Origin of the sequence: Sulfitobacter sp. AS59 (assembly GCF_038899995.1) — a bacterium.
Taxonomy (GTDB): domain Bacteria; phylum Pseudomonadota; class Alphaproteobacteria; order Rhodobacterales; family Rhodobacteraceae; genus Sulfitobacter.
The window spans coordinates 477,948-504,669 of sequence record NZ_JBBMQK010000003.1 but is presented as its reverse complement, the minus strand read 5'-3'; the positions used below and the strand labels follow the sequence as shown (position 1 = coordinate 504,669).

The following is a 26,722-nucleotide window of genomic DNA, read 5'->3' as shown; positions in this document are numbered from 1 at the left end:
CTAAGCCGCCAGCTTGCGGCGCGCCGCCAAATAGAACCCTAGGCCGAACAGACCAACGATATACCCGATGCCGCCCAAGATAGATTGCAAATCACGGTGCTCCCGTGTCGCCGCCATCTCGCGGCGCAGCGGGCGGATTTCATCGCGCATAATTTCGGCGATCGCCGCACGCTGCTGGGATGACAGCGGCCCCGTTGACATAGTGCCGTCAGCAGGGAGACCCGCGCCAGACGTGGTTGCCGTGTCAAAGGTTTGCACCGGCTTACCCAAAATCGCGGCGACCTCTTGGGCAGGCATCTTAACCTCGGCAACGTGCCCCGCCCCCAGATTGCCGCGAAAGATGTGGGCGACGGGCAATACCGGCTTGAACAGGAAAAATCCGTCGGAATCTGTTGTTGTTTCACCCAGCACGGTGCCATCAGGGGCCCTCACGGTAATCAACTGATCAACCGCCATGGTCCCGTTTGAAAACCCGACCTCGCCCTCAATCACGTCACCGGACGGAAAAACCGAAAGCAAAACCTTATGCGCCATCGCGGGGATCGGGGCCGCACATAGCAGCAAGAGCAGGACAAAGCGTTTCATGCATGTACCCCCTTGGCGGTGTCAAACAATTCCGGTTTCACCTTGCGGGCCAGCAGAATGGCAAAGCCGGTTAACAACCCTTCGATGACCATGACAGGAATATGGGCAAAGAACACCAGCTTGGCCGCCGGAATGAATTCATCGCCCGATGCCGCCAGCGAAATGGCCACGACGCCGGTTGTCAGCGCGATTGCCAACGCGCCACCAATCCCGGCCCAGATTGCCCCCGCCGTCGGCGTGCCAGATGCCACAAGCCGGCGCATCATCAACCCAACCACAACCGCCGGAAGGGCAATGTTGACAGTGTTGACGCCCAAAACAGTAAGCCCGCCAAAGCCAAAGAATATCGCCTGCAGCACAAGCCCGACAAACAGCGCGGGAAAGGCGGCCCAGCCCAGCAAAATTCCGGCCAGACCGTTCATAATCAGGTGCACCGAAGACGGCCCAACAGGCACATAGATCAACGACGCCACGAAAAAGCTGGCCGACAGCACGCCCGCCGTCGGAATACGCTCCAACGTCAGGCTGCGCAGACCCATCGCGATGCCGCCCGCCGCAGCAACTGCACCAGCGATCACAACAGTATTGGACAGCGCTCCGTCTACGATATGCATGCGCGTATCACTCCATGTCCCACGCGCGGATCCAGATCACGGCGTCTTGGCTCAGTTCCTTACCTTCATGTTCTGTGACGGGTCCAGACCCAAGCGCGGCAAAGCCCCAATAGCCCGCCCGTGGCACCCCAAAGGAAAAATACCCGTTCATATCAGATACCGCGACAATCGCGCCGCCCGGCATGGCGCTGACAACCGGCATGCTGGACGATGCGCTGTTCATGTCCGGCTCTGCCGCCATATACTCAATCTCAACCTGTGCGCCTGCAACAGGTTGGCCGTCTGCCAAAACCTGTCCGGTAAATGTCGATCCGGCGATGATGTTATAGGGTTTGTTCAGGGGCACGATTTCCGTGGGCAGGCCAACCGGGTTCATCCAGTCTGTGGGCAACTGGTTGCGGTTCAGGAATGCCTTGGCGATCTGCTGGATATAAATATCCTCGGCCTCTTCGTAATACGGCGTGGGTACCGTGACCAAAACGTAATCGCCCGACCGTTTCACAGGCACATGGCCTTTGAACGCGGCACCGGTGTTTTGACCGCCGGTGAATTGCACAGGCTCTAGGCTGTCCATCAGATCGGTCTTGTCGCCATTGTGAATCATGTAAAATTCTTGCGGGCGCTCGAGGTTCATCACATGGCTATTTTCCATCGGATGCCAAAAGATCAGCTTGACCGGCACATCACCGGGCCGGTCGATCATGGTATCGGTGGTATATTCCAACAAGAAATGCGCCGAAGCCATCGCAGGCAGTGTCAGCACAACGGCACTGGCGAGCAGTAGTTTTTTCATCAGTAGTCTCATCTTGGCGCCACACCCGGCACGTATAAATTCGACCGCCAAGGATATGGTTGGACCGGGACGACACACCCAAACTGGCGCGCGGTTGCCACGGCCAAACGCACACCCCGGCGCCCAGTGAATGCACCCCGTTTACCATGGGGCGCGTGTCCGGCAGGTCTCCTGGCTTGCGGGTCAATGCGTTGGGCCAGCCTTCCCGGATTGCTCCAGTGACGTATTTGGCCCTGCTCGCCGCTGACAGTTGCGGGGGCAGCTGTAGATTTGACGCCGATGCGCCGCACTACATTCCCTCTTTCGCCCGAAAAAGATCGGGACCGGTCATAATTCAGTCTTGGCAGATCGGTGCGGGCAACGTCAATCACTAAAGCTGCGCCGAAACCTGCGGGCCAGCCTATTCGCCAGAACCGTCAGCATCCTTGCGCAAAAGATAGGTATCCATGATCCAGCCATGCTGTGCCCGGGCATCGGCCCTTGTCTGGACGATCCGGTCTGCCACATCGCCAATGCGCCCGTGATCCAGAATTTGCTCTGGCATGCCCAAAAACGCGCCCCACCAGATCAGCGTATCGGCGGGCAAAGCCTGAAAGGTGCAGTCGCCGTCCAGCATCACAACCACTGTTTCGGCCCCTTGCGGCCAGCCGTGATCGCGCAGGCGGCGACCGGTGGTGATCGTGACCGGGCCATTGACCGTGTTCAGGGGCAAGGCATGCGCCGCCGTCAGCGCCTGAATGGCCGTGATCCCGGGCACGACCCGCAAACGCGGTGCGGGGACAAGCCGGCCCGCAATGCGCAAGGTGCTGTCATACAGCGACGGATCGCCCCACACCAACAGCGCGACGGGGCCTGCGCGGTCAGCCTCGGCCATGGCGGCCTGCCAACGGCGCGCGATTTCATCGTGCCACTGCGCGACGCGGTCCTGATAGGGCAACGCGGGGTCGCGCACCGGATATTCAAACCGGATGACCTGCGCCGCCGTGCCGCTTTGCGCCAAAATGGCGTGGCGCAGGGCCAACAGGTCGCCCTTGTCGTCGCCCTTGTCCGGCACAAGGATCACCGCCGCATCGCGCAACGCCTGCATGCCTTCGCCCGTGACATGGGCGGGGCTGCCGGTACCAATGCCAATCAGCCAAAGGTCTTCGATTGTATGATGCGGTGCGGCGGTCATGGCAGCTCGTGCGCCAAGGGGCCGTACAGGATCAACGCCGCGCTATTGCCGACCTCAAGCGCCAGTTGCTCGGCCAGATCGCTGACCGTGGCCCGTGTGATGCGCTGCTCGGGGCGGCTGACGTCCTCGGCCAGAATGGCAGGGGTGTCGGCGGGCAAGCCGTGCGCCAGCAGCTTTTCCAGCAGCGCCGGAAACGTACGTTTGCCCATAAAGACCACTGTTGATGCGGCAGGATCGGCAAGCGCCAGCAGGTTCACATCCCCTGGCAATTTACCCGTCACGTCATGCCCCGTCACAAACTGCACGCGCCGCGCCGTTAACCGGCGGGTCAGCGGAATGCCGATTGCCGCCGCAGCAGCCACCGCGGATGGAATACCGGGGATGATCTCATAAGGAATGCCAGCGGCCCTCAAGGCGACCAGTTCTTCCTCAAGACGGCCAAACAGCCCGCCATCGCCGGATTTCAGCCGCACGACCCGTTGGTCAATCTGTGCGTAATCCACCAAAAGACGGCTAACGTGATCCTGTTTGGGCGATGCCCGACCGGCGCGTTTACCAACACCGATCAGGTCAGCACCGTTGCGCGCATATTCAAGGATCGGCCCGGCGCTAAGATCATCAAACAAAACCGCGTCGGCGCGTTTCAACCGGTCGACGGCCTTTAACGTCAACAGCTCAGGATCCCCCGGACCCGACCCGACAAAGCTGACAAATCCGGTCATTTTGGGGCCTCTTGTGGCGTAATGAGGTGGAAGAACGTCCCGGTCACATGCCCGTTTTGCGATCCGGTTTCGGGCACGGGGTTGCCATCGGCATCCGACACTTTGGCCAGCGGCGCATCGGGTTGTTCAAGGATCGTCGAATAGTGGAATTCATGCCCGAACAGCTTGTCCCCTGCGTCAAATCCGGGCATCCCGGTCACCAGCTCAACCCGACGATAGCCCAAGTGGAACTTGCGCTTTTCATAGCTGGTCACCAGCCCCAAAAGCCCGGCCATCTGGTGCGATATCCCATCTTTGTCGATCAACGCAGCGCCAAGCGCCATATAGCCACCGCATTCCCCATGAATGGGGCGGTCTTGCGCGTGCTTTACCAGCCCCGCGCGAAAACGGTCGGCGTTGGCCAAACGTCCGGCGTGCAATTCGGGGTACCCGCCCGGCAGCCAGACCAGATCGGCACTGGCATCAGGCGCTTCGTCAGCCAAGGGCGAGAAGGGCAATATTTCGGCCCCTGCAGCGCGCCACCCTTCCAACAGGTGCGGATAGGTGAATGAAAACGCCGCGTCTTGGGCCAAGGCAATGCGTTGCGCGGGTGGTTTGGGCAGGTTGAACGTGCCTGCTTGGGCCGGTTGTCCAGTAGCCGCAGCGCGGATCGCAGCAAGATCAATATGATCACGCAGGAAATTGGCGTAACCTCTGATTGCTTCCTCAAGATCGGGATGTTCGACCGCTTGGATCAGGCCCAGATGCCGTTCGGGCAGGGCAAGATCACCGCGCCGGGGCAAAGACCCCAATACCGTCAGGCCTGCTTTCTCCATCCCTAGGCGCGCCAACCGTTCGTGTCGCGGCGACGCGACCCGGTTCAAAATCACGCCAGCAAAGGGCAAATCGGGCATATAGGCCTTGAACCCCAATGCCGTTGCCGCAGCCGATTGCGCCTGCCCACTGACGTCAACCACCAGAATAACCGGCCAGCCCATGCGCGCGGCGGTTTCGGAACTGCTGCCAAATCCGATCTGCCCGCGCGTTGCGACACCGTCATACAGGCCCATGGACCCTTCGGCGATACAGATATCTGCACCTTGGGATTGCGCCGCAACCGCACCCAGCAAATTCGGCCCCATGGCCCAAGTGTCCATATTAAACGACGCCCGCCCGCAGGCGGCACGGTGGAACGCGGGGTCGATATAATCTGGGCCGGATTTATAGGGCTGCACGGTCAGCCCGTCCTCGGACAAGGCGCGCAAAAGGCCCAGCATCACGGTTGTTTTTCCCGTCCCCGATGACGGGGCCGATATCATAAGGCCGGGCGTGAAACCTGCGGTATCAGTCATCGCCTTCGCTCCAGCCGGCCCATGGGCTGTCTGCCGTTTGCGGGCGATAGCGGCGGTCGTAATCCACCGAATACAGGCAGCTTTCGTCGAACCCTTCGCCCGCCAGCGCAGGCCCGACAAGGATCAGCGCCGTGCGGGTAATATCCGCGCCAAGCCGCCCACCGATATCGGCCAGCGTACCACGAATAATCTGCTGATCCGGCCAACTGGCGCGGTAGACCACCGCAACCGGGCAATCTGCGCCATAGGCCGGGGTTAAATCGGCGGTGACAGATGCGATATTTTGCACCGAAAGGTGAATGGCCAGCGTCGCGCCGGTTGCTGCAAAGTTGGTCAGCGTCTCGCCCTTGGGCATGCTGGATGCACGGCCCGGTGTGCGGGTCAGCACAACCGACTGCGCGAGCCCCGGTAGGGTCAGTTCCGTCCCAAGGGCCGCAGCAGCGGCAGCAAAGGACGGCACACCCGGCGTCACCGAAACCGGAATATCCAGCGCGCGCAACCGGCGCATCTGTTCACCCATGGCAGACCAAACCGACAAATCCCCCGAATGCAGCCGCGCCACATCCTGCCCTGCGGCATGGGCGGTTTGCATATGTGCGATGATCGCATCCAGATCCAGCGCCGCTGTGTTGATGATGGTCGCACCCTTGGGGCAGTGATCCAAAATCGCCTCGGGCACCAGCGATCCGGCATATAGGCACACGGGGCAGGAAGCGATAATATCGCGCCCGCGCAGGGTCAGCAGGTCAGGCGCGCCGGGGCCAGCGCCAATGAAGTGAATGGTCATGTTGGGTCTCCAATAGCGATGGCGCAGGTTGCCAACGTGTCAGGTGAAATCAGGCGGGGGCCTAGCAAACGTGCGCCCGGTCCGGCCGCCGCAAGGGCCGCCGCTTCGGCGACGCTGCCGGTGCCATAGGTTTTCTGCGATGCGGTCGAACTGGTCAGCACCGGTTGCGCCATCAGGTGCTCAGGCGGCACAGCATCGGCAGGCACACCAAGCGCCCGCTCGAGATCGGCAAAGGGTTTATCGCCCGCTTTCGCCGCAGCCGTGGCGATCAGGTCGGGTGCAACGTCGTGCAACGCAAGGGCACTGCGCAGGCTGCTTACGTCAGCCGATTTGCGAAATCCGAAACCCGCGACGATCATAGTGTCACGCTCCATTGCACAATGGGGTAGCTGGATTTCCAGCCGCGTCTTGTGCCCAGCGGTGCTGCTTGGGCCAGCTCAATCCGCAGCAGATCACCACCACGGGCCGATTGCGCCTGCATCAACAGCGTTTCGCTTTCCAACGTCACGGCATTTGCCACCAGCCGCGTGCCGGATGGTACAGTGTCATAAATCCACCCCAGCAACGACGCCGACAAACCACCGCCCACGAAAACCGTATCGGGCATGGGGAGTGTCGCCAAAGCATCCGGTGCAGCGCCCTCGACCACGTGCAACCGGTCCACCCCAAGCGCGGCGGCGTTTGGCACAATTCGCGCCGCGCGAATGGAGTCCATCTCGATCGCTGTGGCGCTTAGGCTTGGATCGCTCAGCAGCCATTCAATCGCGATGGAACCAGAGCCGCTGCCAATATCCCACAAATGCTGAAACGGGCGCGGGGCCAGCGCCGACAAGGTCAACGCGCGCACCGGGCGCTTTGTCATGGTGCCGTCGCTGTCAAAGAATTCATCAGGGCGACCGCTGGCCAGCGGCAGCGGAAGACCATCCCCCGCAACCTGCACAGCGGCACAGACAGGATGCCCGAACTCAGTGCCGCCCAAATCGGCTGCGGTCAGAGCACTGCGACGCGCACGTGGTCCGCCCAGCGCCTCAAGAACCCTTACCTGTGAATTTCCCCAACCCTGTGTTGTCAGATATTGCCCCAGCGCCGTAACCGCAGCCCCATCGCGTAACAGCACGATCAGACGCACCCCTTGGGCAAGGGTCGGGCGCAGCCGGGTCAACGGGGCCGCGTGCAGGCCGAAACATTTTGTCGCCTCGAGCGGCCAACCCATCGCGCTCGCTGCCAGTGAAAACGTCGATACCCCCGGCAAGGCGCGCCATTCTTCCGGTGCGAGGTGGCGCATCATGCTGGTCCCCGCCCCGAACCAGAACGGATCACCCGAGGCCAGCATCACAACCCGCCGACCGCGCAGCGCCAGCAATTTATCAATCCCATCGGCAAAGGGTACCGGCCAAACGATCCGTTCGGCTTGCACCTCGGGCAGCAAATCCAGATGACGCGCCGCCCCCATGACGATTTCTGCCTCGGCCAATGCCGCAAGGCTTGCAGAGCCAAGGCCATCTGCGCCATCTTCGCCCAGTCCAATGATGGTCAACCAAAGCGAGTCAGCCATGCACATCAATCCCCTGATCCTGGGCGGCACGACCGAGGCCACAGCGCTGTGCAACGCAATGCACCGCGCGGGGCTGTCCGGCACCGTATCGCTGGCAGGTCGTGTGGCCAGACCGATCCGCCAACCGCTGCCGCAACGCAGTGGCGGATTTGGCGGGGCCGATGGGTTGGCGCGCTACATCAGCGATAACAACATCACGCATGTGATTGACGCGACGCACCCCTTTGCCGCGCAGATGAGCCACAACGCCGTTATCGCCACCCAGCAAACCGGCACGCCGCTGATCGCGCTGACCCGTGCGCCGTGGCAGGCCACCGCGGAGGACAACTGGACCCATGTGCCCGACATCAAAGGTGCCGTTGCCGCGCTGAACGGGCCGCCCGAGCGTATCTTTTTGGCCGTTGGCCGGATGCATCTGGCCGAATTCGCGCCCAACCCGCAGCATTACTATCTGCTGCGCCTGATTGATGCGCCCGACGGGCCATTGCCGTTTCCCGATCATAAGATCGTGCTGGATCGCGGCCCGTTCACCGCCGATGGTGATCTGGCGCTGATGCGCAGCCACGGGATCACGCGCGGCGTCTCTAAAAACTCTGGCGGAACCGGCGCGCAGGCCAAGCTGTTGGCCGCCCGTACCCTTGGACTCCCTATGATCATGATCGACCGACCCGCATTGCCCAGCCGCCCCGAGGCCCATGATGTGGCTGCGGTTCTGGATTGGATCAATCATGGCAGGACCGATCTGGGGGTATAGACGATAGGGCCATCCGCCCCTTCGATCACCCGCGTGTTTGACGCGCCAACAATAACGACCGTACGCATATCTGCCATCTCAGGCCGAGCGTCGGGCAACGCCACAACGCGGATATGTTCGTCTGGGGTCGAGACTGCCCGCGCAAAGATGATGGGCCGCGCATCGCCGCAGGCTTCGTTCAACACCTCGAGCGTGCGGACAAAACCATCTGGCCGTGATTTCGACCGCGGGTTATAAAACGCCATGGCGAAATCGCCCTCGACCGCCAACCGTAGACGCTTTTCGATCAACGCCCATGGTTTAAGGTTGTCACTTAGGTTGATGGCGCAGAAATCATGGCCCAGTGGCGCACCTGCCCGCGCGGCGGCGGCCAGCATTGCGGTGATCCCCGGCAGCACGTCGATTTTCTGATCGCGCCATTCTGCGGGTCCGTCCTCAAGCGCCTCGAAAACGGCCGAGGCCATGGCGAACACCCCCGGATCACCCGAGGACACCACAACAACCCGCTGCCCGTCCGCTGCCAAGGTCAGCGCATGGGCCGCCCTGTCCAGCTCGACCCGGTTGTCGCTAGGATGCAGGGTGAGGCCCGGGCGCGCAGAAACACGTGCGACATAGGGGATATAGCCGATCACATCGGTGGCCTGGGCCAAGGCATCCGACACTTGCGGGGTGACCAGATTTTCCGCCCCGGGGCCAAGCCCAACGATTTTGACCCAACCCGTCATGGCCGCCGTCCCTGTCCGTGTACGACAATAATCGAAAAATACGGCGTTACGCGGTCTTCGGCATCAGACAGGCGCTGAACGGTCTGGCCGGGCATGCTGGCATATTCAACCAACCACGCATCGTCATACTTGCCCGCCGCCTTTAGAGCATCGCGGACCTTGTCGATGTTACGCCCGATCTTCATCACCACCAACGCATCGGTGGTTTTCATCCGCGCTGTCAGCTCTTGGGCGTTCAAGGTGCCCATCAGCACAGTCAGGATATCATCGCCCCAAGTGATCGGCGCGCCGGTGGCTGTCCAAGCGGCAGACATGCCGGTGATGGCAGGCACGACCTGAACCGGCACGTGATCGCGCAACCGCGTATAGACATGCATGAATGATCCATAAAAGAAGGGGTCGCCCTCACTGAGCACAACCACGTCTTCGCCGCCCTCTGCCAGCCCGCGCAGATGCGCGGCACAGTCGGCATAAAAGCTGGACAGAATTTCATTATAGCGCGGGTCGGTCAGGGGGATTTCCGTGGTAACCGGATATTCCATGGCGAATTCGACCACATCGGGGCGCAGCAACCCGTTGATGATCTTGCGCGCCTGCCCGTCACGCCCCGCCTTGCGGAAAAACGCCACATGGCGCGCTCCAGTCAGCAAACGATGGGCGCGCAGGCTCATCAAATCCGGATCGCCGGGGCCAAGGCCGACACCATGAACCGTGCCGACGGTCATTCGGCATAGCTCGCGATTGCATTGACCGCTGCGACGGTGATGGCACTGCCACCCAAACGCCCTTCGACAATGCAACTGGGCACGGGTTGATCCGCCCACAGGGCATCCTTGCTTTCGCGCGCCCCGACAAAGCCGACAGGGCAGCCGATGATCGCCGCCGGACGCGGGCAATCGGGGTCTTCCAGCATATTCAACAGATGAAACAGCGCCGTGGGCGCATTGCCAATCGCCACCAGCGCGCCCGCCAGATGGGGCCGCCACAGTTCAAGCGCGGCGGCAGAGCGGGTGTTGCCCATTTGCGCGGCCATGTCCTTCACGGCACTGTCGTGCAGCGTGCAAATCACCTGATTGTCTGCGGGCAGGCGGGTGCGGGTCACCCCTTCGGACACCATACGCGCATCGCACAGGATCGGTGCGCCATTCGCCAAAGCCGCCCGTGCCGCATCGGCAAAACCCGGCGACAGGCGCACGTGTTTTTCCAGCCCGACCATCCCGCAGGCATGGATCATGCGCACGACGATGGGTTCCTCTTGCGGCGAAAACGCGTCCAGATCGGCCTCGGCACGGATCATGGCAAAGGATTGTTTGTAGATGGCCGCGCCATCCATTTCATAGCTGTAAGACATGAGGTTTCAGAATTCTCCGGTCAGCAGTTTATCAGGGCGCAGCCCTGTTTTAAGGGGGGTATCACCTGCGCGGCCCCCCCGCACAAGATCAAATGTCCCGTCTCGTCCGACGAGGGTAAGGTCAGCTGGCCGCGCCCGTGCGCAGCCTTTGCTACAGCCCGACACATGCAGACTGCCCGTGACCATCGGTGCCAATCGCCGCGCAAGATCGCGGGTTTCCACTCTGGCCGAGGCACAAAGCGGCGCACCGGGGCAGGCATCGACGCGCATCAACGGATCATCTGCGGTGGTGACAAATGCGGGATCGTCAGGCGTTGCTGCCCCCTCAAGCACAACGGACCGCCATGGCGTGACCCGCAGCCCCTGCGCATCGCTAAGCGCGCGCAGCAACGCACGCGCATCAATTTGCCCAAAAGGCGCGCCGATTAAGGGGCCGCCGAAAGTACTGCCCAATTGCGGGTGTGGCTGCGGTAGCAACGGGGGCTTAACCGTCCAAGCCTCGGGCAAGGGGGTATCAGCGACCACAGCCGCCATGCGCCGCGCCTGTGGCGTGACGTGATCCGCCAACCAGATCGCCATTTCGATCAAGGCAGGGATTGCGGTGTGCTGGGTCACGGGGCGGCCAGTGGCACAGCCATCTGCCCGCAGGATCAGGCCGCCCTCGCCCTGCTCCAACCGGATATCCGCAGGATCGTTCGTCAACAGCGGGCCAGCGGGGTCGCAATCAACGGCGAAACCCACCTTGGTTGGCAAATCTGGCAGATCATCCAAACGCGCCAAAAGCTGTGCGGTCAGGGTCGCCGTCATATCGTCGGCGGTCCAGAAAGGCGCGACAAGGATATTTCGGCGACGTTCCATCGCGGGGTCTTCGTCCAACAGGCCAAGCCCGCCCAGCCCCATCAAAACGGCGTCATGATCGGCCTCGGTTACACCGCGTATTTGCAAGTTTGCGCGGTTGGTGAGATCAATATGACCCGACCCGAAACGCAGGGCGATGTCGCAAAGCCCACGCGCCTGATCCACCGTGAGCCGCGCCAATTTGGGCCGCACCCGCATGACCAACCCATCGGCCGCCATCATCGGCTGATATGCACCGGGGCACCAGCCTTTGACCATGGGCGCTTGGGTCACGACAACGCCTCCAGTCCCGCCAGCACCGAATTGCGCCGCGTTTGCCATAGCCCGGCCTGCAACAACGCCGCAAAGCGGGCCTGCATCGCCGCATGGGCCTGCGGGTTTGCGTCGCGCAAGAAATCATCGGTTTCAGGGTCGCCCAAGGTGGCATCGTGGTACAAATCGAACAAATGCGGCGGCACGGCACCTGCCAGATGGGCAAAGCTGGCCATGTGATCCAAGGTCGCCGCCATCTCGGCCGCGCCACGAAATCCATGCTGTTTCATGCCTGCAATCCAGCCCGGATGCGCCGCGCGGGCATGAACGACGCGGGCAATTTCTTCGGTAAGGCCCCGTGCGCGGGGGTGATCGGGATCGGTATTGTCCAGATGGTACAGCTTGGCCTGCCCGCCCGTGACCCGCTGTGCGGCGGCAAATCCTGCCTCGTGGGTGGCATAATCGCTGGCAAGCAACAGATCGGTTTCCGGTAAATCCTGAAGGTGGACAAAACTGTCGGCACTGGCGACGCGGTTGGCGATCCCTTTGGGATCTTGCACGGCGGCGTCACCGTCCAGCGCCCAACTGCTCGCCTTCAGCCAAGCCTCTCCCGCCGCACGTCGACTTGCATCGTCATAGGTTTCCAACGCGGCCCCCATGCCAAAACCGAACTGCCCCGGCGCAGGCCCGTAGACACGGGCAAGTTCCGCACGTCCGGCGAACGGGTTCCAATCCGGTGCCTCTTCACGCGCAGCAAGGGCGCGCACCGCCTGCGCATAAAGTGCGGACAAGGTCGGGAATACATCGCGGAACAGACCAGACACCCGCAAGGTCACATCAACACGGGGGCGGTCCAGCTCGGCGATCGGCAGCACCTCGATGCCCGAAACACGCTCTGACCCCGCGTCCCAGACCGGGCGCACGCCCAGCAGCGCCAGCGCCATGGCGAATTCCTCGCCTGCGGTGCGCATGGTGGCGGACCCCCACAGATCAACGATCACGCCGCGCGGCCAGTCGCCTTCGTCCTGTAAATGCCGCCGCACCAGTTCCTGCGCCAGCACCACACCTTGCGCATAGGCCGCTCGCGTTGGCACCGCGCGCGGATCAGTCGTGAACAGATTGCGACCCGTGGGCAACACATCGCGCCGCCCGCGATAGGGTGAACCGGACGGGCCGGGTGCAATGCGCCGCCCGTCAAGTGCGTCCAAAAGCGCGCGGCGTTCCCCTTGAACCGAGCTTTCGGTCGCAAACGCCGTACCACTTGCAGGCGGGCGGCCCCAGATGTGCAGACCAACGCCGAACTGGCTTTCCTTGATGTCACAGACAAACCGGTCAATCCGGCCAATCGCCTCGGCGCTGCATGACGCGTCATCCAGACCCAGATCGGCTTCGACGCCCTGCGCCTGTGCTTCGGCGCGGATATCCCCCTGAAGCCGGTCACGGCGGCGCGGGTCCAGCCCGTCCGCGTTCGAAAATTCATCCAACAACGCCTCAAGCCGCGCCAAACGATCCGGTGTTTCGCTGACTTGCATCGGCGGCGGGATATGGCCCAACGTCACCGCGCCAATGCGCCGTTTTGCCTGCGCGGCCTCGCCCGGATCATTGACAATAAACGGATAGATCACCGGCAGGCTTCCGGTCAGCGCCTCGGGCCAACAGGCCTCGGACAAAGCAACAGACTTACCCGGTAGCCATTCCAGCGTGCCATGGGCACCGATATGAACCAGCGCATCGCATTCCTGCTGCAGCCACAAATAAAAGGCGACATAGGCATGGCGCGGCACCCGCGACAAATCATGATAACTGTCCTCGCGCCCCTGCGGTGTGCCGCGTTCGGGTTGCAGTGCGGTCATAACATAGCCACGCTGAACGGCGGCAAAGCAAAATGCGCCGTCTTCAACGTCTGTATCCGTCTCGGGGGCACCCCAAGCTTCGTCAAGATCATCGATCAATTGCTGCGGCAGGCGGGCCAACGCGGCTTTGTATGCGCTGAGCGGCCAGCGGGCGCTGCGGGCCAGCAGGGCGTCTTGCAGGGGCAGGTCAGAGGGCGATCCGGTCTGATATCCGGCGGCAGTTAAATCCTCAAGAATAGCGGTGGCCGATTGCGGGGCATCCAGACCAACCGCATGGCCCATGTTCCAATCCTTGCCCGGATAGGTCGACAGCACCAGCGCCACATGTCGCGCCTGCGGTGCCTTGGCCGCCAGATCAAGCCAGCCCATAACCCGCCCGACAATTGCGGTGATCCGGCTGGGGTCGGGCTGATGGGCGTAGCGGGAAAACTGCAGATGATCATCGCGCGTGCCCGGTTGTTTGAACGACGCAACGCCAGCCATAATACGGCCGTCGACCTCGGGCAGGACAACATGCATCGCAAGGTCGGCCGGGGATAAACCACGCTCGGCCTCACTCCACGCGTCGCGGGTGGATGTGGCCAGCGCCACCTGAAACACCGGCACACCGGCGGCATCAAGGGGCGAACTGCCATCGTCGCCCTTGCCCGAAAATGCAGTGGCATTCACGATGGCACTGGGGGCCAGTTGGGTGATCTGCCTGCGCAGCCAGCCCGCCGCCTCAGGAGCCTTGAGCGAGGGGGCAAACAACGCGATGGCATCACACCCGCGCTGGCGGAATGCGTCGAACAGCGCCGTGATCGGCGCAAGATCAGCTGCCACCAAATAGGAGCGGTAGAAAACGATTACGATCCGCGCCCGACCAGCCAAAGCGGGAGGGTGCCCCATTGCCACCACCGGGCAGGCCGGTCCGGTTTCGGGGGTCCATGCGCCGACGGATGGCAACCCTTTGGCCCCCTGCACAGGCCCTGCATATAGCCCCGCCGCCAGCGCCAGCTGTGCCAGCGCGGCCTGCGCGGCCACCACCCCGCCCGTCGTGCACAGATGCGATAACCTGCGCAGGGTCGAGACGGGCAATGTCGACATATCATCAAGACGGCTATCGGGGCGGCCATCGGCAGGCAAAACCGCAAAAGCAATCCCGCGCGATTGGGCCAGCGCGCGGATTTGTTGCAGCCCGTAGGGCCAATAGGGCACGCCGCCAATTAGCCGGATCAAGATGCCGCGCGCGCCAGACAACGTGTTTTCCACATAGGTATCGACAGACAGCGGATGCTTTAACGCGGCGATATTCGCCAACCGCAAAGACGGCAGACGCCCCTCGGCCCCGCCGCCCCGATGCCATGCTTCGGCAAAGGCCCCCAGATCGGAATCAGATAGCGAAAGCACCACCAGATCTGCGGCGTCCTGCCCCAGATCTGTTGGTGTGTCGGTCTCCTCCAACCCATGGCTTTCCCGAAATATGACATGCATATCAGGTTACTCGGCAGCCTGGCTTTGCACAGCACCCAAGGCGGCGCGGATCACATCGGGGGCGATATCATCATGCTCTGCGATCACAACCAGACGCCCCTGGCGGGCCTCATCAGCGCCCCAAGGCCGGTCATATTGATGCCGCACACGCGCACCGACCGCCTGCACCAACAGGCGCATGGGCTTGCCTGTCACAGCGGCATAGCCTTTGATCCGCAGTATGTTGTGATCGCGTGCCAACCCTTCGATGGCGGCGACCAAGGCGGCAGGGTCAGTCTGTTCAGGAATATCAACGACAATTGATTCAAAATCGTCATGTTCGTGATCATCATGGCCATCGTGATGGCTGGGCCGGGCGTCCATGTCGTCCTCTGCCGCAGCCTCAAGCCCCAGAATAATCCGCGGATCAACCACACCTTCGGCCACTTCGATAATGGGCAGAGGGCGCGGCGTTTCTGCATTGATCAATGCTTTGGCTTTGGCAACGCCCTCGGGACCGGCCAGATCAGGCTTGGTCAGCAAAATGATATCGGCGCAGGAAATCTGATCTTCGAACACTTCGGACAATGGCGTTTCATGATCAATGCTTTCGTCCGCCAGACGCTGCGCATCAACCGCTGCGACATTGGGCGCGAACCGTCCTGCTGCGACGGCTTCGGCATCGGCCAGCGCAATAACGCCATCCACAGTGATCTTCGACCGGATATCAGGCCAATCAAACGCTTTCAAAAGCGGCTTGGGCAGCGCCAGACCAGAGGTTTCGATCAAGATGTGGTCGGGGCGCGGGTTCAGCGCCATCAATGCCTCGATCGTGGGAATGAAATCATCGGCAACCGTGCAGCAAATGCAGCCATTCGCCAGTTCCAGAATGTTTTCCTCGGGGCAATCGGGGATGGCGCAGCTTTTCAGGATATCACCATCAACACCCACATCGCCAAATTCGTTGACGATAATCGCCAAACGTTTGCCGCCGGGGTTTTGCATCAGGTTGCGGATCAGCGTTGTTTTACCAGACCCCAGAAAGCCGGTGATCACGGTTACAGGCAATTTTGCGAAATCAGTCATCTCAGGACTCCAGCGGTTGAGAAAGAGGGGGAATGCGGGCAACGCAATTGCGTTTGAAGTGTTCAGGGCGTTCGCGCCAAGGGATCAAACCATCGCGGGTCGCATGATAGCGCGCGGCCCCGTCCAGGATCATCTCGGGGTGGTCGCCCTCGTCTACATTGGCGAAAACATAGGTCCATTTGTCACTATCCCCGCGCAGTGCAACGGTGCACCCGTGGTCGCAGTTTTGCAGACATTCAACCGGGGCCACCTGCACCCCATCGGGCAGATCAAGTGCGACGATCCGGTCATAGAGCGCTTGGCCCGGCCGCCGGTCATCTTCTGGCGTTTCTTGGCCACGACGACATTTCACGCAAACCAAAAGCTGTGTTGGTTGCCCGCCGCCGGTGGCGTTTTGTTCTGTATCTTTCATGGTCCTCGGTCCCATCTGGTAAATGGAACGCGGGTCTGATGACGAGGCGAACCGACACACGGAACAAACCCCGACACCGGAACACCCCGTCCGGTCTTGGCATCTCTTGCTGGCAGGTCTCCCGGCTCACGGTTGTCGGGCGTTGGCCCACGGTGGATCTGCCTTCCCAGCCTTTGGCCAGTGGCGTTGATCCTCCTCAATCCGTTCACGGTCGCGGGGGCGGCTGTATTTACCGATATAAAACCGGATACACATTCCCTTTTCACCTGTTTACACAGGAACCAGCATAAGGGCAGATGGTCCTAATCCACGAGACTTGTCAAGAACGAGGAACCCCAATGACCGAGGACATCAACGCCCGCCATACCGAAAAGATGCGCAAGATTAAGGCTGCGCGCGATAAGATGATGCAGACCAAGACCGACGAAAAGGGTCTGATCATCGTGCACACCGGTGCAGGCAAGGGGAAATCATCCTCGGGCTTTGGTATGATCATGCGCTGCATTGCCCATGGCATGCCCTGCGCAGTGGTGCAGTTCATCAAGGGCAATTGGGTCACCGGAGAGCGCAAGTTCCTGACCGAACGCTTTGCCGATGAATGCCGGTTCTTCGTGTCCGGCGAAGGGTTCACTTGGGAAACCCAAGACCGCGAACGTGACATCGCCGCCGCGCAAAACGGATGGAAAATGGCCAAGGAACAGATCCTGGACACCGAAATTCAGTTCGTTCTGCTGGACGAGATCAACATCGCCCTGCGCTATGATTATCTGGATATCGATGAGGTGGTGGATTTCCTGCTGCACCAGAAACCCGCGATGACCCATGTTTGCCTGACCGGCCGAAATGCCAAGCCCGAGCTGATCGAAGCGGCCGATCTGGTCACCGAGATGACCTTGGTCAAGCATCCGTTCCGCGACGGTATCAAAGCGCAAAACGGCGTTGAGATGTAAGCCGCAGTACTACGCCGCTGCGTCTATCTTGCTTTCTTTCATATAGTTACGTCGCTTACGGCGGCCCTGAACGCGTGGTCTCGCCCCTTCGGCACCGCGTGTTTACTGCTGTTTAGCGACGTCTTAATCATGTTACACATTGTCAAATTATTCTTCATTTAAGTAACATTTAAGTTGCAGCGAATCGCGACTATCCCTAGGCTCATTAATCAAGGGAGACTTTCATGGACGCTTTCATTTGTGACGCACAGCGCACACCCATTGGCCGTTTTGGCGGGGCTTTGTCATCGGTTCGGGCCGATGATCTGGCCGCTGTGCCAATCGCTGCGCTGATGGCGCGCCACCCTGACCTGGATTGGTCAAAGGTGGACGATGTGATCTTTGGCTGTGCCAACCAAGCGGGCGAAGATAACCGTAACGTGGCGCGTATGGCCGCATTGCTTGCTGGTCTGCCGGTGGATGTACCGGGTGCCACAATCAACCGTTTGTGCGCCTCGGGCATGGATGCCGTCGGTGCCGCCGCCCGCGCGATCAAGGCAGGCGATATGGATCTGGCGATTGCTGGCGGCGTTGAAAGCATGACCCGCGCGCCGTTTGTCATGCCCAAGGCCGAAACTGCGTTTTCACGCAACAATGCCGTCTATGACACCACCATCGGCTGGCGGTTCGTGAACCCTAAGATGAAGGCGCAATATGGCGTCGAATCGATGCCTGAAACCGGCGATAACGTGGCGACCGACTATGACGTCAGCCGCGCCGATCAGGATGCATTTGCCAAGCGCAGCCAGGATCGTTGGGATGCCGCAGACAAGGCTGGCATTTTCGCAGACGAGATCGCGCCCGTGACAATCCCACAGCGCAAGGGCGATCCGATTGTCTTTGACCGCGATGAACACCCCCGGCCCGGCACAACGATGGAAGCGCTGACCAAACTGCGCCCGATCAACGGCCCTGATCTGGCAGTCACAGCGGGCAATGCGTCGGGTGTAAACGACGGTGCCGCCGCGATGCTGATGGCGTCCGAGGCCGCTGCCAACCAGCACGGCCTGACCCCGATTGCCCGCGTCGTGGGTATTTCAGCCGCCGGTGTTGAACCGCGCGTCATGGGTATTGGCCCGGTGCCCGCCAGCCAAAAGGTTCTGGCCCGCGCCGGTCTGACCATCGACCAGATGGACGTGATCGAACTGAACGAGGCATTCGCCAGCCAAGGCATCGCCACCCTGCGCGCCCTCGGTGTTGCGGACGACGCACCGCATGTGAACGCAAATGGCGGCGCGATTGCCATTGGCCACCCGCTGGGCATGTCCGGCGCACGGTTGGTCATGACTGCCGCGCTGCAACTGAAACGCACAGGCGGCCGCTATGCCCTGTGCACCATGTGCGTTGGTGTGGGCCAAGGGGTCGCCATCATTCTGGAACGCGCAAGCTAACTGTTAATCCCACCTGAAAGGATCTGAACGATGTATGCACAGATGATCAAATCCACCGGCGAAGGCGTCAAATCCCTCGACGAAATGGATCCGCAAGAACGCGCCTTTCAGGAACGGATTAACGCAGGCGGCAAGATTGAACCGAAAGACTGGATGCCGGACGGGTATCGCAAGAACCTGATCCGGCAGATCGGCCAACATGCCCACTCTGAAATCGTCGGCCAACTGCCCGAGGGCAACTGGATCACCCGCGCGCCCACGCTGGAACGCAAGGCGATCCTACTGGCGAAGGTACAGGATGAAGCAGGCCACGGTTTGTATCTTTATTGTGCCGCCGAGACCCTTGGCGTCACCCGCGACCAACTGACCCGCGACTTGCTGTCGGGCAAGATGAAATACTCCTCCATCTTCAATTATCCGACCCTAACATGGGCCGATATGGGCGCTGTGGGCTGGTTGGTTGACGGTGCCGCGATCATGAATCAGGTGCCGTTGCAGCGTACATCCTACGGCCCCTATGCCCGCGCGATGGTCCGCATCTGCAAAGAGGAATCTTTCCACCAGCGCCAAGGCTACGACATCATGATGAAGATGGCGAATGGCACCCAAGCGCAGAAAAAGATGGCGCAGGACGCGTTGAACCGTTTCTGGGGGCCCGCGCTGATGATGTTCGGTCCGTCTGACGAAAACTCGGTCCATTCGGCGCAATCCATGGCGTGGAAGATCAAGATGAACTCCAATGACGAACTGCGTCAGAAATTCGTCGATGAATGCGTCCCGCAGGCCGAATATCTGGGCCTGACCGTCCCCGACCCCGATCTGAAATGGAACAAGGAACGCGGCCATTACGATTTCACCCAGCCCGATTGGGATGAATTCTTTGACGTGCTGCGCGGCAACGGCCCGTGCAACAAGGAACGCTTGGCCGCGCGCAACAAGGCGTGGGATGACGGCGCATGGGTGCGCGACGGGTTGATGGCCCACGCCGCGAAAAAGCGCGCAGCGAAACTGGCAGCGGAGTAAATCACATGACCAACCCCACACAAGAATGGCCCCTGTTCGAAATTTTCATTCGCGGTCAACACGGGCTAAGCCACCGCCACGTCGGATCGCTGCACGCACCTGACGCCGAAATGGCGATCAAGAACGCCCGCGATGTCTATACCCGCCGCAACGAAGGGGTCAGCATTTGGGTCGTTCAAGCTTCTGATATCGCTGCCTCCTCACCCGAGGAAAAAGGGTCGCTTTACGAGCCTGCCAACGCCAAAGTGTACCGCCACCCGACGTTTTTCGACATCCCCGATGAAGTGGGTGCAATGTGAGCGACCCCCTTTTCGAATACCTGTGCCGCATGGGCGACAACACCTTGGTGCTGGGCCACCGCGTGTCGGAATGGTGCGGCCATGCGCCGGTGCTTGAGGAAGACATCGCGCTGGCCAATACCGCGCTTGATCTGATCGGGCAAACGACCCTGTGGCTGAACCTAGCCGGAGAGGTTGAGGACGCAGGTCGTGACGCCGACAAGCTGGCCTTTCACCGCGATGTTTGGGATTTTCGCAATCTGTTGCTGGTCGAACAGCCCAACGGGGATTTCGGCCAGACCATGATGCGCCAGTTCCTGTTTGACGCGTGGCATCTGTCGCAACTGCACGCGCTCATGGACAGCAGCAATACGCAGATCGCCGCCATCGCCGAGAAGTCATCGAAAGAGGTAACCTACCACCTTGAGCGCGCCACCGACACGGTGATTGGTCTGGGCGACGGAACCGAGGAAAGCCACAACCGGATGCAGGCCGCATTGGATAAATTGTGGCCCTATGTCGGGGAAATGTTCACCTCAGACGATGTGGATACCGCGATGGTTGATGCGGGCATTGCGCCTGATCCGACGTCTTTGCGCCCTGCCTATGACGCGCTGCTGGACGATGTGTTCACCGCCGCCACGCTGGCCAAGCCGCAGGATGACTTTGGGCATCAGGGTGGTAAATCAGGCAAGCGGCATTCCGAGCATCTGGGTCATATGCTGACGCAGATGCAATGGCTGCAACGCGCCTATCCGGATGCCACATGGTAGTCGAAAGACCCACGTTAGAGACTGTTTGGCGGTGGCTTGACGCTGTGCCAGACCCAGAAATCCCTGTCATATCCCTGACCGATCTGGGGATTATACGCGATGTCCAATGGCAGGATGATACGCTTGAGGTGACAGTAACGCCCACCTATACCGGCTGTCCTGCCACGACGATCATCAACCTTGATATCGAAACCGCCCTACGCGGGCATGGGATCGAAAAACTGGCTCTAAAGCGGCAACTTTCGCCTGCTTGGACGTCGGATTGGATGACGGATAGCGGCCGCGCCAAGCTTGAAGGCTACGGCATCGCCCCGCCCCAACCCGCCGGCGGCCCGCAACATTGCCCCCGCTGCAAATCCACGCATGTGGAAAAGATCAGCCAGTTCGGATCGACCCCCTGCAAGGCGCAATGGCGCTGCACCGACTGCCTGGAACCCTTTGATTATTTCAAGTGCATCTGACCTATGAATCAATTTCTCCCCTTATTAGTGACTGATATTCACCACACGATCCGCGACGCTGTGGTGCTGACACTTCGGCCCGAAGACCCCGGCGCATTTGATTTCACCCAAGGTCAGTACCTGACGTTCAAGCAAGATTTCGACGGCACCGAGTTGCGTCGCAACTATTCGATCTGTGCCGGATTGGATGATGGCGTGTTGCAGGTCGGGATCAAGCGCGTTGATGGCGGGGCCTTTTCTACCTTTGCGAATGAAACGCTCAAGGTCGGGGATACGCTGCATGCAATGCCGCCGCAGGGAAAGTTCTTCACGGAATTAGAGCCTAATCAGGCCAAAAACTACCTTGGATTTGCAGGCGGGTCTGGCATCACGCCGGTGCTGTCCATCCTGAAAACGGTTTTGATCCGCGAGCCCCAATCGACCTTTACGCTGGTCTATGCCAACCGCGCCGTGAACACGATCATGTTCCGGGAGGAGCTCGAAGACCTCAAGAACCGCTTTATGGGGCGGCTGAGTGTGATCCATATGCTTGAGTCAGGCCAAGACATTGATCTGTTTACAGGCCGCGTCGATCAAGCGAAATGCGATGCCTTGTTCAAGACCTGGATCGACATCAAAAACATAGATACCGCGTTTATCTGCGGGCCGGAACCGATGATGCTGGCCATCGCAGAAGCGCTAAAAACCCACGGGTTAGAGCCTGATCAGATCAAATTCGAACTGTTCAGCGAAAGCCAGCAGGGGCGTCTGGCCAAGCAGGAAATGGCCAAGCGCAGCGAAGATCACGCCCTTACGCAAGTGACCGTAACCATCGACGGTGCCGCCCATAGTTTCACCATGACCAAAGGCCAATCCGTGCTTGAGGCCGCGCTGGAAAACAATCTGGATGCGCCGTTTGCCTGCAAGGCGGGCGTCTGTTCGACCTGTATGTGCAAGGTCACCGAGGGCGAGGTTGAGATGCTGTCGAACCACGCGCTTGAGGATTACGAGGTGGAACGCGGCTATCGTTTGAGCTGCCAAAGTTATCCGGTCAGCGACAAACTCTCCATCGATTACGATCATCACTAAGGAGCCTATCATGCGCGACATTCAAAGCTTTGCCGCCGGTCAGTGGATCAATCCGGGGGCCGGTTCGCGCAGCATCGCCAGCGCCATTACCGGCGATGTGATCGCGCAGGCGGGCAATGATGCTTTGGATATTCAGGCAATGCTGGCCTACGCCCATGATGTGGGCGGTCCGGCCCTACGCAAACTGACGTTTCATGATCGCGCCAAGATGCTCAAGGTGCTAGCCGCCTATCTAAAAGACCATAAACAGAGCCTATATGACCTGAGTTTCGACACGGGCGGCACCCAATCCGATCACATGATCGACGTGGATGGCGGCATTGGCACCATGCAGATTTACGCCGCCAAAGGCCGTCGTGAAATGCCCGATGATCAGGTGTTTCTGGACGGCCCGCCCGAACAATTGGGTCGATCGGGTCAGTTTATGGGACGGCATATTTGCACGCCCCTGCAAGGTGTCGCCGTCCATATCAACGCGTTCAACTTTCCGGTCTGGGGGATGCTGGAAAAGCTCGCCCCGACCCTGCTGGCAGGTGTGCCCGCTATCGTGAAACCAGCCACCGCGACCTGTTATGTGACCGAGGCGTGTTTTCGGTTGATGATCAAATCCGGTATCCTGCCCGACGGCGCGATCCAGCTGGTGACAGGTGGTTTGGGCGACATGCTGGATCATCTGGATTGTCAGGATGTGGTCAGCTTTACCGGATCAGCCGAAACCGCCAATAAACTGCGCAGCAATCCCGCGTTGTTGAAACGCTCTGTCCGGTTTGCATCCGAGCAAGATAGCCTGAATGCGTCCGTGTTAGGGTCTGATGCGGGCCCCGGAACACCCGAATTCGATCTATTCGTCAAAGAGGTCCAGCGCGAGATGACCGCAAAGGCTGGTCAGAAATGTACCGCCATTCGCCGGATCATGGTGCCGGAGACGCATGTCGATGCAACAATCGCCGCAATTTCCGCACGGCTGGCCAAGGTGACCATCGGTGATCCACGGCTGGAAACCACAAAAATGGGCGCGTTAGTCTCGCAATCTCAACGTCGCGATGTGCTGGAAAAGGCCGCGCTGATCGGGGCGGAGGCGGAGCGTGTCTTTGGTGACCCTGACAGTTTTACCGTCGATGGTGCCGACCGCGAAAAAGGGGCGTTCGTGCCGCCGATGCTGTTCTATTGTGCCGATCCTGACGCTGCCATCCGCGTCCACGATACCGAGGCATTTGGCCCCGTTTCAACGATCATGCCCTACCGCGACACCGCGCATGCCATTGAATTGCTGAACAAGGGCAAGGGATCGCTCGTCGCCTCTGTCATCACCAACGACGGTGACATCGCGCGACAGATGGCGATGGGTGCCGGTGCGTTCCACGGGCGGCTCTATTTCAACAACCGCACATCCATGGCCGAGGCGACAGGCCACGGCGCCCCCCTGCCCCATATGGTGCATGGCGGGCCGGGCCGTGCGGGCGGTGGCGAAGAATTGGGCGGCATTCGTGGGGTCATGCATTACATGCAGCGCACCGCCATTCAGGGCAGCCCCGATATTCTGACCGCCATCGGCAAACAATGGGTACCGGGTGCGACCGAAATATCCGACCGCGATCATCCATTTACACGCGTCTTTGGCGATCTGGACCTGGGCGAGACATTCAATTCCGCCAGCCGCACCATCACGCTGGACGATATCGAAACCTTTGCGCATTTCACCGGCGATACGTTTTACGCCCATATGGACGAAGATGCCGCCAAGGCGAACCCTTTCTTCCCCAGCCGTGTTGCCCATGGCTATCTGCTGCTAAGCTTTGCCGCGGGTCTGTTCGTGCAGCCCGATCCCGGCCCCGTCTTGGCGAACACCGGCTTGGATAACCTGCGCTTTATGGCCCCTGTTCAGGCGGGCGACAGCATCAAGGTGCGGCTAAGCGTCAAGGCAAAGACCCCTCGCAATGAGGAATATGGTGAGGTACGCTGGCATGTGACCCTGACCAATCAGGATGATGCCGCCGTGGCCGAATATGAACTGCTGACGATGAATGCTTACTGATGATTTCGCCCATGCGACCTCTGCGCTGAAAAAACTTGGCGGCCAGCGGGTCTGGTCCCTGATGATCAGCCTGTTCGGCGACCTTGCGCGGCGCGAGGGCGATGTGATCGACGGGCCTGTGTTATCTGCGATCATGGCCGCGATGGACGTCCGGCCCGAGGCCGCCCGCGTCGCACTGCACCGGCTGCGCAAGGACAATTGGATCGCGTCTGAAAAACAAGGGCGCATCAGCCTGCACAGCCTGACCCCCGATGGTCGCGCCCAAGCGGACGCTGCAAGCGCGCGTATTTACACGCCCCCGGATGATCTGTGCCCGAACTGGCAAATGCTGTTGCTGAAATCCCCAGATACCGACAGCGTGGGTCTCGAGGAGTTCACCCAAGTGGAACCGCGCGTCTTTGTCGGCCCGGCAAATATCGTACCGCCCAAGGATGCCTATGCGACTGCCGGTACGGACGCGCCTGATTGGCTTAAGGCCGAGTTAGAGCCGCAAACCTTGACCGAAAGCTACACCCAGTTGCACATGGCATTGACCCATGCGACCCAAAACCTGCCAGCCCCAGACGCACTGACCCCGCTTGAAATCGCAACGCTGCGCTGTTTGATCGTGCATAACTGGCGGCGGCTGGCGCTCAAGCATCCGGCCTTGCCAAAACCGCTGATCAGGGACGATTGGGTCGGGTTTAAGGCCCATGTTCTGGTCGCTGATCTGCTGACGCGCTATCCAAGGCCTGACCCGACACAGATTGCCACCGCTTAACCCTAGTTAAAAAGCGGTGCTTTCCCAAAGCGCGCGGGGGCGATATAGGGAAGGCATGACACATAAAGTACACCAAAACGACCTGCCAGACGGCCTTGATCTGGGTGCAATCGTCGCGATTGATTGCGAGACGATGGGCTTGCATCCGCACCGCGACCGCCTGTGCGTTGTGCAGCTTTCTGGTGGGGATGGCCGCGCGCATCTGGTGCAGATCGCCAAGGACCAGACCACCGCGCCCAACCTATGTGCGCTGCTGGAAAACCCTGACGTGCTCAAGCTGTTTCACTTTGGCCGCTTTGACATCGCCGCGATGCTGAACCGGTTCGGGGCCAAGGCAGCACCCGTCTATTGCACCAAAATTGCCAGCCGCCTTGTGCGCACCTATACCGACCGTCACGGGCTGGCAAAGCTGTGCCAAGAATTGCTGAGCGTCGATATTTCCAAGCAACAACAATCCAGCGATTGGGGTGCGGAAAAGCTGACCAAAGCGCAAATTGATTATGCCGCGTCAGATGTTTTGCACCTGCACAAGCTGCGCGATGCACTGAACGTGATGCTCTTGCGCGAAGACCGTATGGACATCGCGCAAGCGTGTTTTGATTTTCTTCCCACCCGTGCCCAACTAGATCTGGCAGGCTGGCCCGACACGGATATTTTTGCACACGTATGAACACCCCATTCCTAGATACCGCCCGGCGCGTGATCCGCACCGAGGCTGACGCGCTGACGGCTTTGGCTGACAGTCTGGATGATCGGTTTCGTCAAGCGATTGACGTCCTGGTTGCAACCCGTGGCCGTGTGATCGTCACCGGCATCGGCAAATCCGGCCACATCGCCAAGAAAATCGCGGCGACGCTGGCCAGCACCGGTACGCCTGCGCAATTCGTCCACCCTGCCGAGGCAAGCCACGGCGATCTGGGCATGATCACCGGCGACGATGTAGTGCTGGCGATATCGAATTCCGGCGAGGCCCCCGAACTGGCCAACCTGATCACCTATTCGCGGCGCTTTTCCATTCCGCTGATCGGCATCACCAGCCGCGAGGGCAGCAGCCTTGGCGCGCAATGCGATGTGGTTTTGTTGCTGCCCCAACTGCCCGAGGCCTGCGGCACCGGCGTGGTGCCATCGACATCCACCACCATGACATTGGCCATGGGCGATGCGGTCGCGATTGCGCTGATGGAAAACCGGTCGTTCACTGCCGAACATTTCCGCGAATTCCATCCGGGCGGCAAACTGGGCGCGCGGCTAAGCCGTGTGGCCGATCTGATGCACACAGGCGATGCCCTGCCTATGGTCAAAGACGACGCGCCGATGTCTGACGCACTGATGATGATGAGCAGTAAATCATTCGGCGTGGTTATCGTTACCGATGCCGCGGGCACCCTTGCCGGGATCATCACCAGCGGCGATTTGGGCCGTCATCTGGACGGGTTGATGTCCAAGACCACGCGCGATGTCATGACCGCAACACCCGTCACAATCGCCCCAGATGCGCTGGCTGAAAAGGCCGTTGCGATGATGAATGCGCGCAAGATCACCTGCCTGTTGGTCGTTGAACCGGATGGCAAGAACATCCCCGCCGGCTTGATCCACATTCACGACTGCCTGCGCGTCGGACTGGGATAACCAAAGTGCAG

General features: G+C 60.5%; 28 protein-coding genes and 2 riboswitches. Of the genes, 12 read left to right on the top strand and 16 right to left on the bottom strand.

Going from position 1 to position 26,722, the window contains the following annotated elements:
- The 9 genes from WNY39_RS09885 to cbiE form a co-directional block, all read right to left on the bottom strand.
- A complete protein-coding gene (locus WNY39_RS09885; protein WP_342845366.1) occupies positions 1–585 on the bottom strand; it encodes a cobalt ABC transporter permease in 585 nt (194 codons plus the stop codon).
- Entirely contained in the window at positions 582–1,199 is a 618-nt protein-coding gene (gene cbiM / locus WNY39_RS09880) for a cobalt transporter CbiM (protein ID WP_342845365.1), read from the bottom strand. Before cbiM ends, WNY39_RS09885 begins: the two co-directional genes overlap by 4 nt.
- 7 nt (positions 1,200–1,206) lie before the next feature.
- Positions 1,207–1,992, bottom strand: a complete 786-nt coding sequence (locus WNY39_RS09875; RefSeq protein ID WP_342845364.1) for a DUF4198 domain-containing protein — start codon at positions 1,990–1,992, stop codon at positions 1,207–1,209.
- Between the two features lie 143 nt (positions 1,993–2,135).
- Positions 2,136–2,335, bottom strand: a riboswitch (cobalamin riboswitch).
- Between the two features lie 57 nt (positions 2,336–2,392).
- The gene (gene cobF, locus WNY39_RS09870) at positions 2,393–3,166 is read right to left on the bottom strand and encodes a precorrin-6A synthase (deacetylating) (protein WP_342845363.1); all 774 of its coding nucleotides are present in this window, start codon (positions 3,164–3,166) and stop codon (positions 2,393–2,395) included.
- Positions 3,163–3,888 (bottom strand): uroporphyrinogen-III C-methyltransferase, encoded by a 726-nt coding sequence (gene cobA / locus WNY39_RS09865; protein ID WP_342845362.1) that lies wholly within the window; start codon positions 3,886–3,888, stop codon positions 3,163–3,165. The genes cobF and cobA overlap by 4 nt, the downstream gene beginning before the upstream one ends.
- Entirely contained in the window at positions 3,885–5,219 is a 1,335-nt protein-coding gene (locus WNY39_RS09860; RefSeq protein ID WP_342845361.1) for a cobyrinate a,c-diamide synthase, read from the bottom strand. Before WNY39_RS09860 ends, cobA begins: the two co-directional genes overlap by 4 nt.
- Positions 5,212–6,006, bottom strand: a complete 795-nt coding sequence (gene cobM / locus WNY39_RS09855; RefSeq protein ID WP_342845360.1) for a precorrin-4 C(11)-methyltransferase — start codon at positions 6,004–6,006, stop codon at positions 5,212–5,214. The genes WNY39_RS09860 and cobM overlap by 8 nt, the downstream gene beginning before the upstream one ends.
- Positions 6,003–6,365 carry a cobalamin biosynthesis protein gene (locus WNY39_RS09850; RefSeq protein ID WP_342845359.1) on the bottom strand — a complete coding sequence of 121 codons (363 nt, stop codon included), beginning with the start codon at positions 6,363–6,365 and terminating at the stop codon, positions 6,003–6,005. The genes cobM and WNY39_RS09850 overlap by 4 nt, the downstream gene beginning before the upstream one ends.
- Positions 6,362–7,561: a precorrin-6y C5,15-methyltransferase (decarboxylating) subunit CbiE gene (gene cbiE / locus WNY39_RS09845; protein WP_342845358.1), complete on the bottom strand. Its 1,200-nt coding sequence runs from the start codon at positions 7,559–7,561 to the stop codon at positions 6,362–6,364. The genes WNY39_RS09850 and cbiE overlap by 4 nt, the downstream gene beginning before the upstream one ends.
- Here cbiE and WNY39_RS09840 point away from each other — a divergent pair.
- Complete coding sequence (locus WNY39_RS09840; RefSeq protein WP_342845356.1) at positions 7,560–8,315, top strand: cobalt-precorrin-6A reductase; 756 nt, start codon at positions 7,560–7,562, stop codon at positions 8,313–8,315. The genes cbiE and WNY39_RS09840 overlap by 2 nt on opposite strands.
- Here WNY39_RS09840 and cobJ read toward each other — a convergent pair.
- The 7 genes from cobJ to WNY39_RS09805 are packed head-to-tail and all read right to left on the bottom strand — an operon-like array spanning position 8,288 to position 16,304.
- The gene (gene cobJ / locus WNY39_RS09835; protein WP_342845355.1) at positions 8,288–9,040 is read right to left on the bottom strand and encodes a precorrin-3B C(17)-methyltransferase; all 753 of its coding nucleotides are present in this window, start codon (positions 9,038–9,040) and stop codon (positions 8,288–8,290) included. The genes WNY39_RS09840 and cobJ overlap by 28 nt on opposite strands.
- Positions 9,037–9,765, bottom strand: a complete 729-nt coding sequence (gene cobI, locus WNY39_RS09830) for a precorrin-2 C(20)-methyltransferase (protein ID WP_342845354.1) — start codon at positions 9,763–9,765, stop codon at positions 9,037–9,039. The genes cobJ and cobI overlap by 4 nt, the downstream gene beginning before the upstream one ends.
- Complete coding sequence (locus WNY39_RS09825) at positions 9,762–10,391, bottom strand: precorrin-8X methylmutase (RefSeq protein WP_339762066.1); 630 nt, start codon at positions 10,389–10,391, stop codon at positions 9,762–9,764. Before WNY39_RS09825 ends, cobI begins: the two co-directional genes overlap by 4 nt.
- A gap of 6 nt (positions 10,392–10,397) precedes the next feature.
- The gene (locus WNY39_RS09820; protein WP_342845353.1) at positions 10,398–11,570 is read right to left on the bottom strand and encodes a cobalamin biosynthesis protein CobG; all 1,173 of its coding nucleotides are present in this window, start codon (positions 11,568–11,570) and stop codon (positions 10,398–10,400) included.
- On the bottom strand, positions 11,519–14,827 hold the full coding sequence (gene cobN, locus WNY39_RS09815; protein ID WP_342845352.1) for a cobaltochelatase subunit CobN: 3,309 nt from the start codon (positions 14,825–14,827) through the stop codon (positions 11,519–11,521). Before cobN ends, WNY39_RS09820 begins: the two co-directional genes overlap by 52 nt.
- Positions 14,828–14,833: 6 nt before the next feature.
- The gene (cobW, locus tag WNY39_RS09810; protein WP_339762060.1) at positions 14,834–15,892 is read right to left on the bottom strand and encodes a cobalamin biosynthesis protein CobW; all 1,059 of its coding nucleotides are present in this window, start codon (positions 15,890–15,892) and stop codon (positions 14,834–14,836) included.
- Position 15,893: 1 nt separating this feature from the next.
- Positions 15,894–16,304: a DUF1636 domain-containing protein gene (locus tag WNY39_RS09805; RefSeq protein WP_245764234.1), complete on the bottom strand. Its 411-nt coding sequence runs from the start codon at positions 16,302–16,304 to the stop codon at positions 15,894–15,896.
- A 93-nt stretch (positions 16,305–16,397) separates the two neighbouring features.
- A riboswitch (cobalamin riboswitch) is annotated at positions 16,398–16,605 on the bottom strand.
- A gap of 37 nt (positions 16,606–16,642) precedes the next feature.
- Here WNY39_RS09805 and cobO point away from each other — a divergent pair.
- From cobO to WNY39_RS09750, 11 genes are all read left to right on the top strand, one after another.
- Complete coding sequence (gene cobO / locus WNY39_RS09800) at positions 16,643–17,254, top strand: cob(I)yrinic acid a,c-diamide adenosyltransferase (RefSeq protein WP_342845351.1); 612 nt, start codon at positions 16,643–16,645, stop codon at positions 17,252–17,254.
- Between the two features lie 224 nt (positions 17,255–17,478).
- Entirely contained in the window at positions 17,479–18,684 is a 1,206-nt protein-coding gene (gene pcaF, locus WNY39_RS09795; protein ID WP_342845350.1) for a 3-oxoadipyl-CoA thiolase, read from the top strand.
- Positions 18,685–18,714: 30 nt separating this feature from the next.
- A complete protein-coding gene (paaA, locus tag WNY39_RS09790) occupies positions 18,715–19,707 on the top strand; it encodes a 1,2-phenylacetyl-CoA epoxidase subunit PaaA (protein WP_342845349.1) in 993 nt (330 codons plus the stop codon).
- A gap of 5 nt (positions 19,708–19,712) precedes the next feature.
- Positions 19,713–20,006 carry a 1,2-phenylacetyl-CoA epoxidase subunit PaaB gene (gene paaB, locus WNY39_RS09785; RefSeq protein WP_342845348.1) on the top strand — a complete coding sequence of 98 codons (294 nt, stop codon included), beginning with the start codon at positions 19,713–19,715 and terminating at the stop codon, positions 20,004–20,006.
- A 29-nt stretch (positions 20,007–20,035) separates the two neighbouring features.
- A complete protein-coding gene (paaC, locus tag WNY39_RS09780; RefSeq protein ID WP_342845405.1) occupies positions 20,036–20,758 on the top strand; it encodes a 1,2-phenylacetyl-CoA epoxidase subunit PaaC in 723 nt (240 codons plus the stop codon).
- Positions 20,752–21,219, top strand: a complete 468-nt coding sequence (paaD, locus tag WNY39_RS09775; RefSeq protein WP_342845347.1) for a 1,2-phenylacetyl-CoA epoxidase subunit PaaD — start codon at positions 20,752–20,754, stop codon at positions 21,217–21,219. The genes paaC and paaD overlap by 7 nt, the downstream gene beginning before the upstream one ends.
- A 3-nt stretch (positions 21,220–21,222) precedes the next feature.
- Positions 21,223–22,287, top strand: coding sequence for a ferredoxin--NADP reductase (locus WNY39_RS09770; RefSeq protein WP_342845346.1), 1,065 nt, complete (start codon positions 21,223–21,225; stop codon positions 22,285–22,287).
- A gap of 10 nt (positions 22,288–22,297) precedes the next feature.
- On the top strand, positions 22,298–24,322 hold the full coding sequence (gene paaZ, locus WNY39_RS09765; protein ID WP_342845345.1) for a phenylacetic acid degradation bifunctional protein PaaZ: 2,025 nt from the start codon (positions 22,298–22,300) through the stop codon (positions 24,320–24,322).
- On the top strand, positions 24,312–25,082 hold the full coding sequence (locus WNY39_RS09760; RefSeq protein ID WP_342845344.1) for a PaaX family transcriptional regulator C-terminal domain-containing protein: 771 nt from the start codon (positions 24,312–24,314) through the stop codon (positions 25,080–25,082). Before paaZ ends, WNY39_RS09760 begins: the two co-directional genes overlap by 11 nt.
- Before the next feature lie 55 nt (positions 25,083–25,137).
- A complete protein-coding gene (locus WNY39_RS09755; RefSeq protein ID WP_341232915.1) occupies positions 25,138–25,752 on the top strand; it encodes a ribonuclease D in 615 nt (204 codons plus the stop codon).
- Entirely contained in the window at positions 25,749–26,711 is a 963-nt protein-coding gene (locus WNY39_RS09750) for a KpsF/GutQ family sugar-phosphate isomerase (protein ID WP_342845343.1), read from the top strand. The genes WNY39_RS09755 and WNY39_RS09750 overlap by 4 nt, the downstream gene beginning before the upstream one ends.
- The last annotated feature ends 11 nt before the right edge of the window (positions 26,712–26,722 follow it).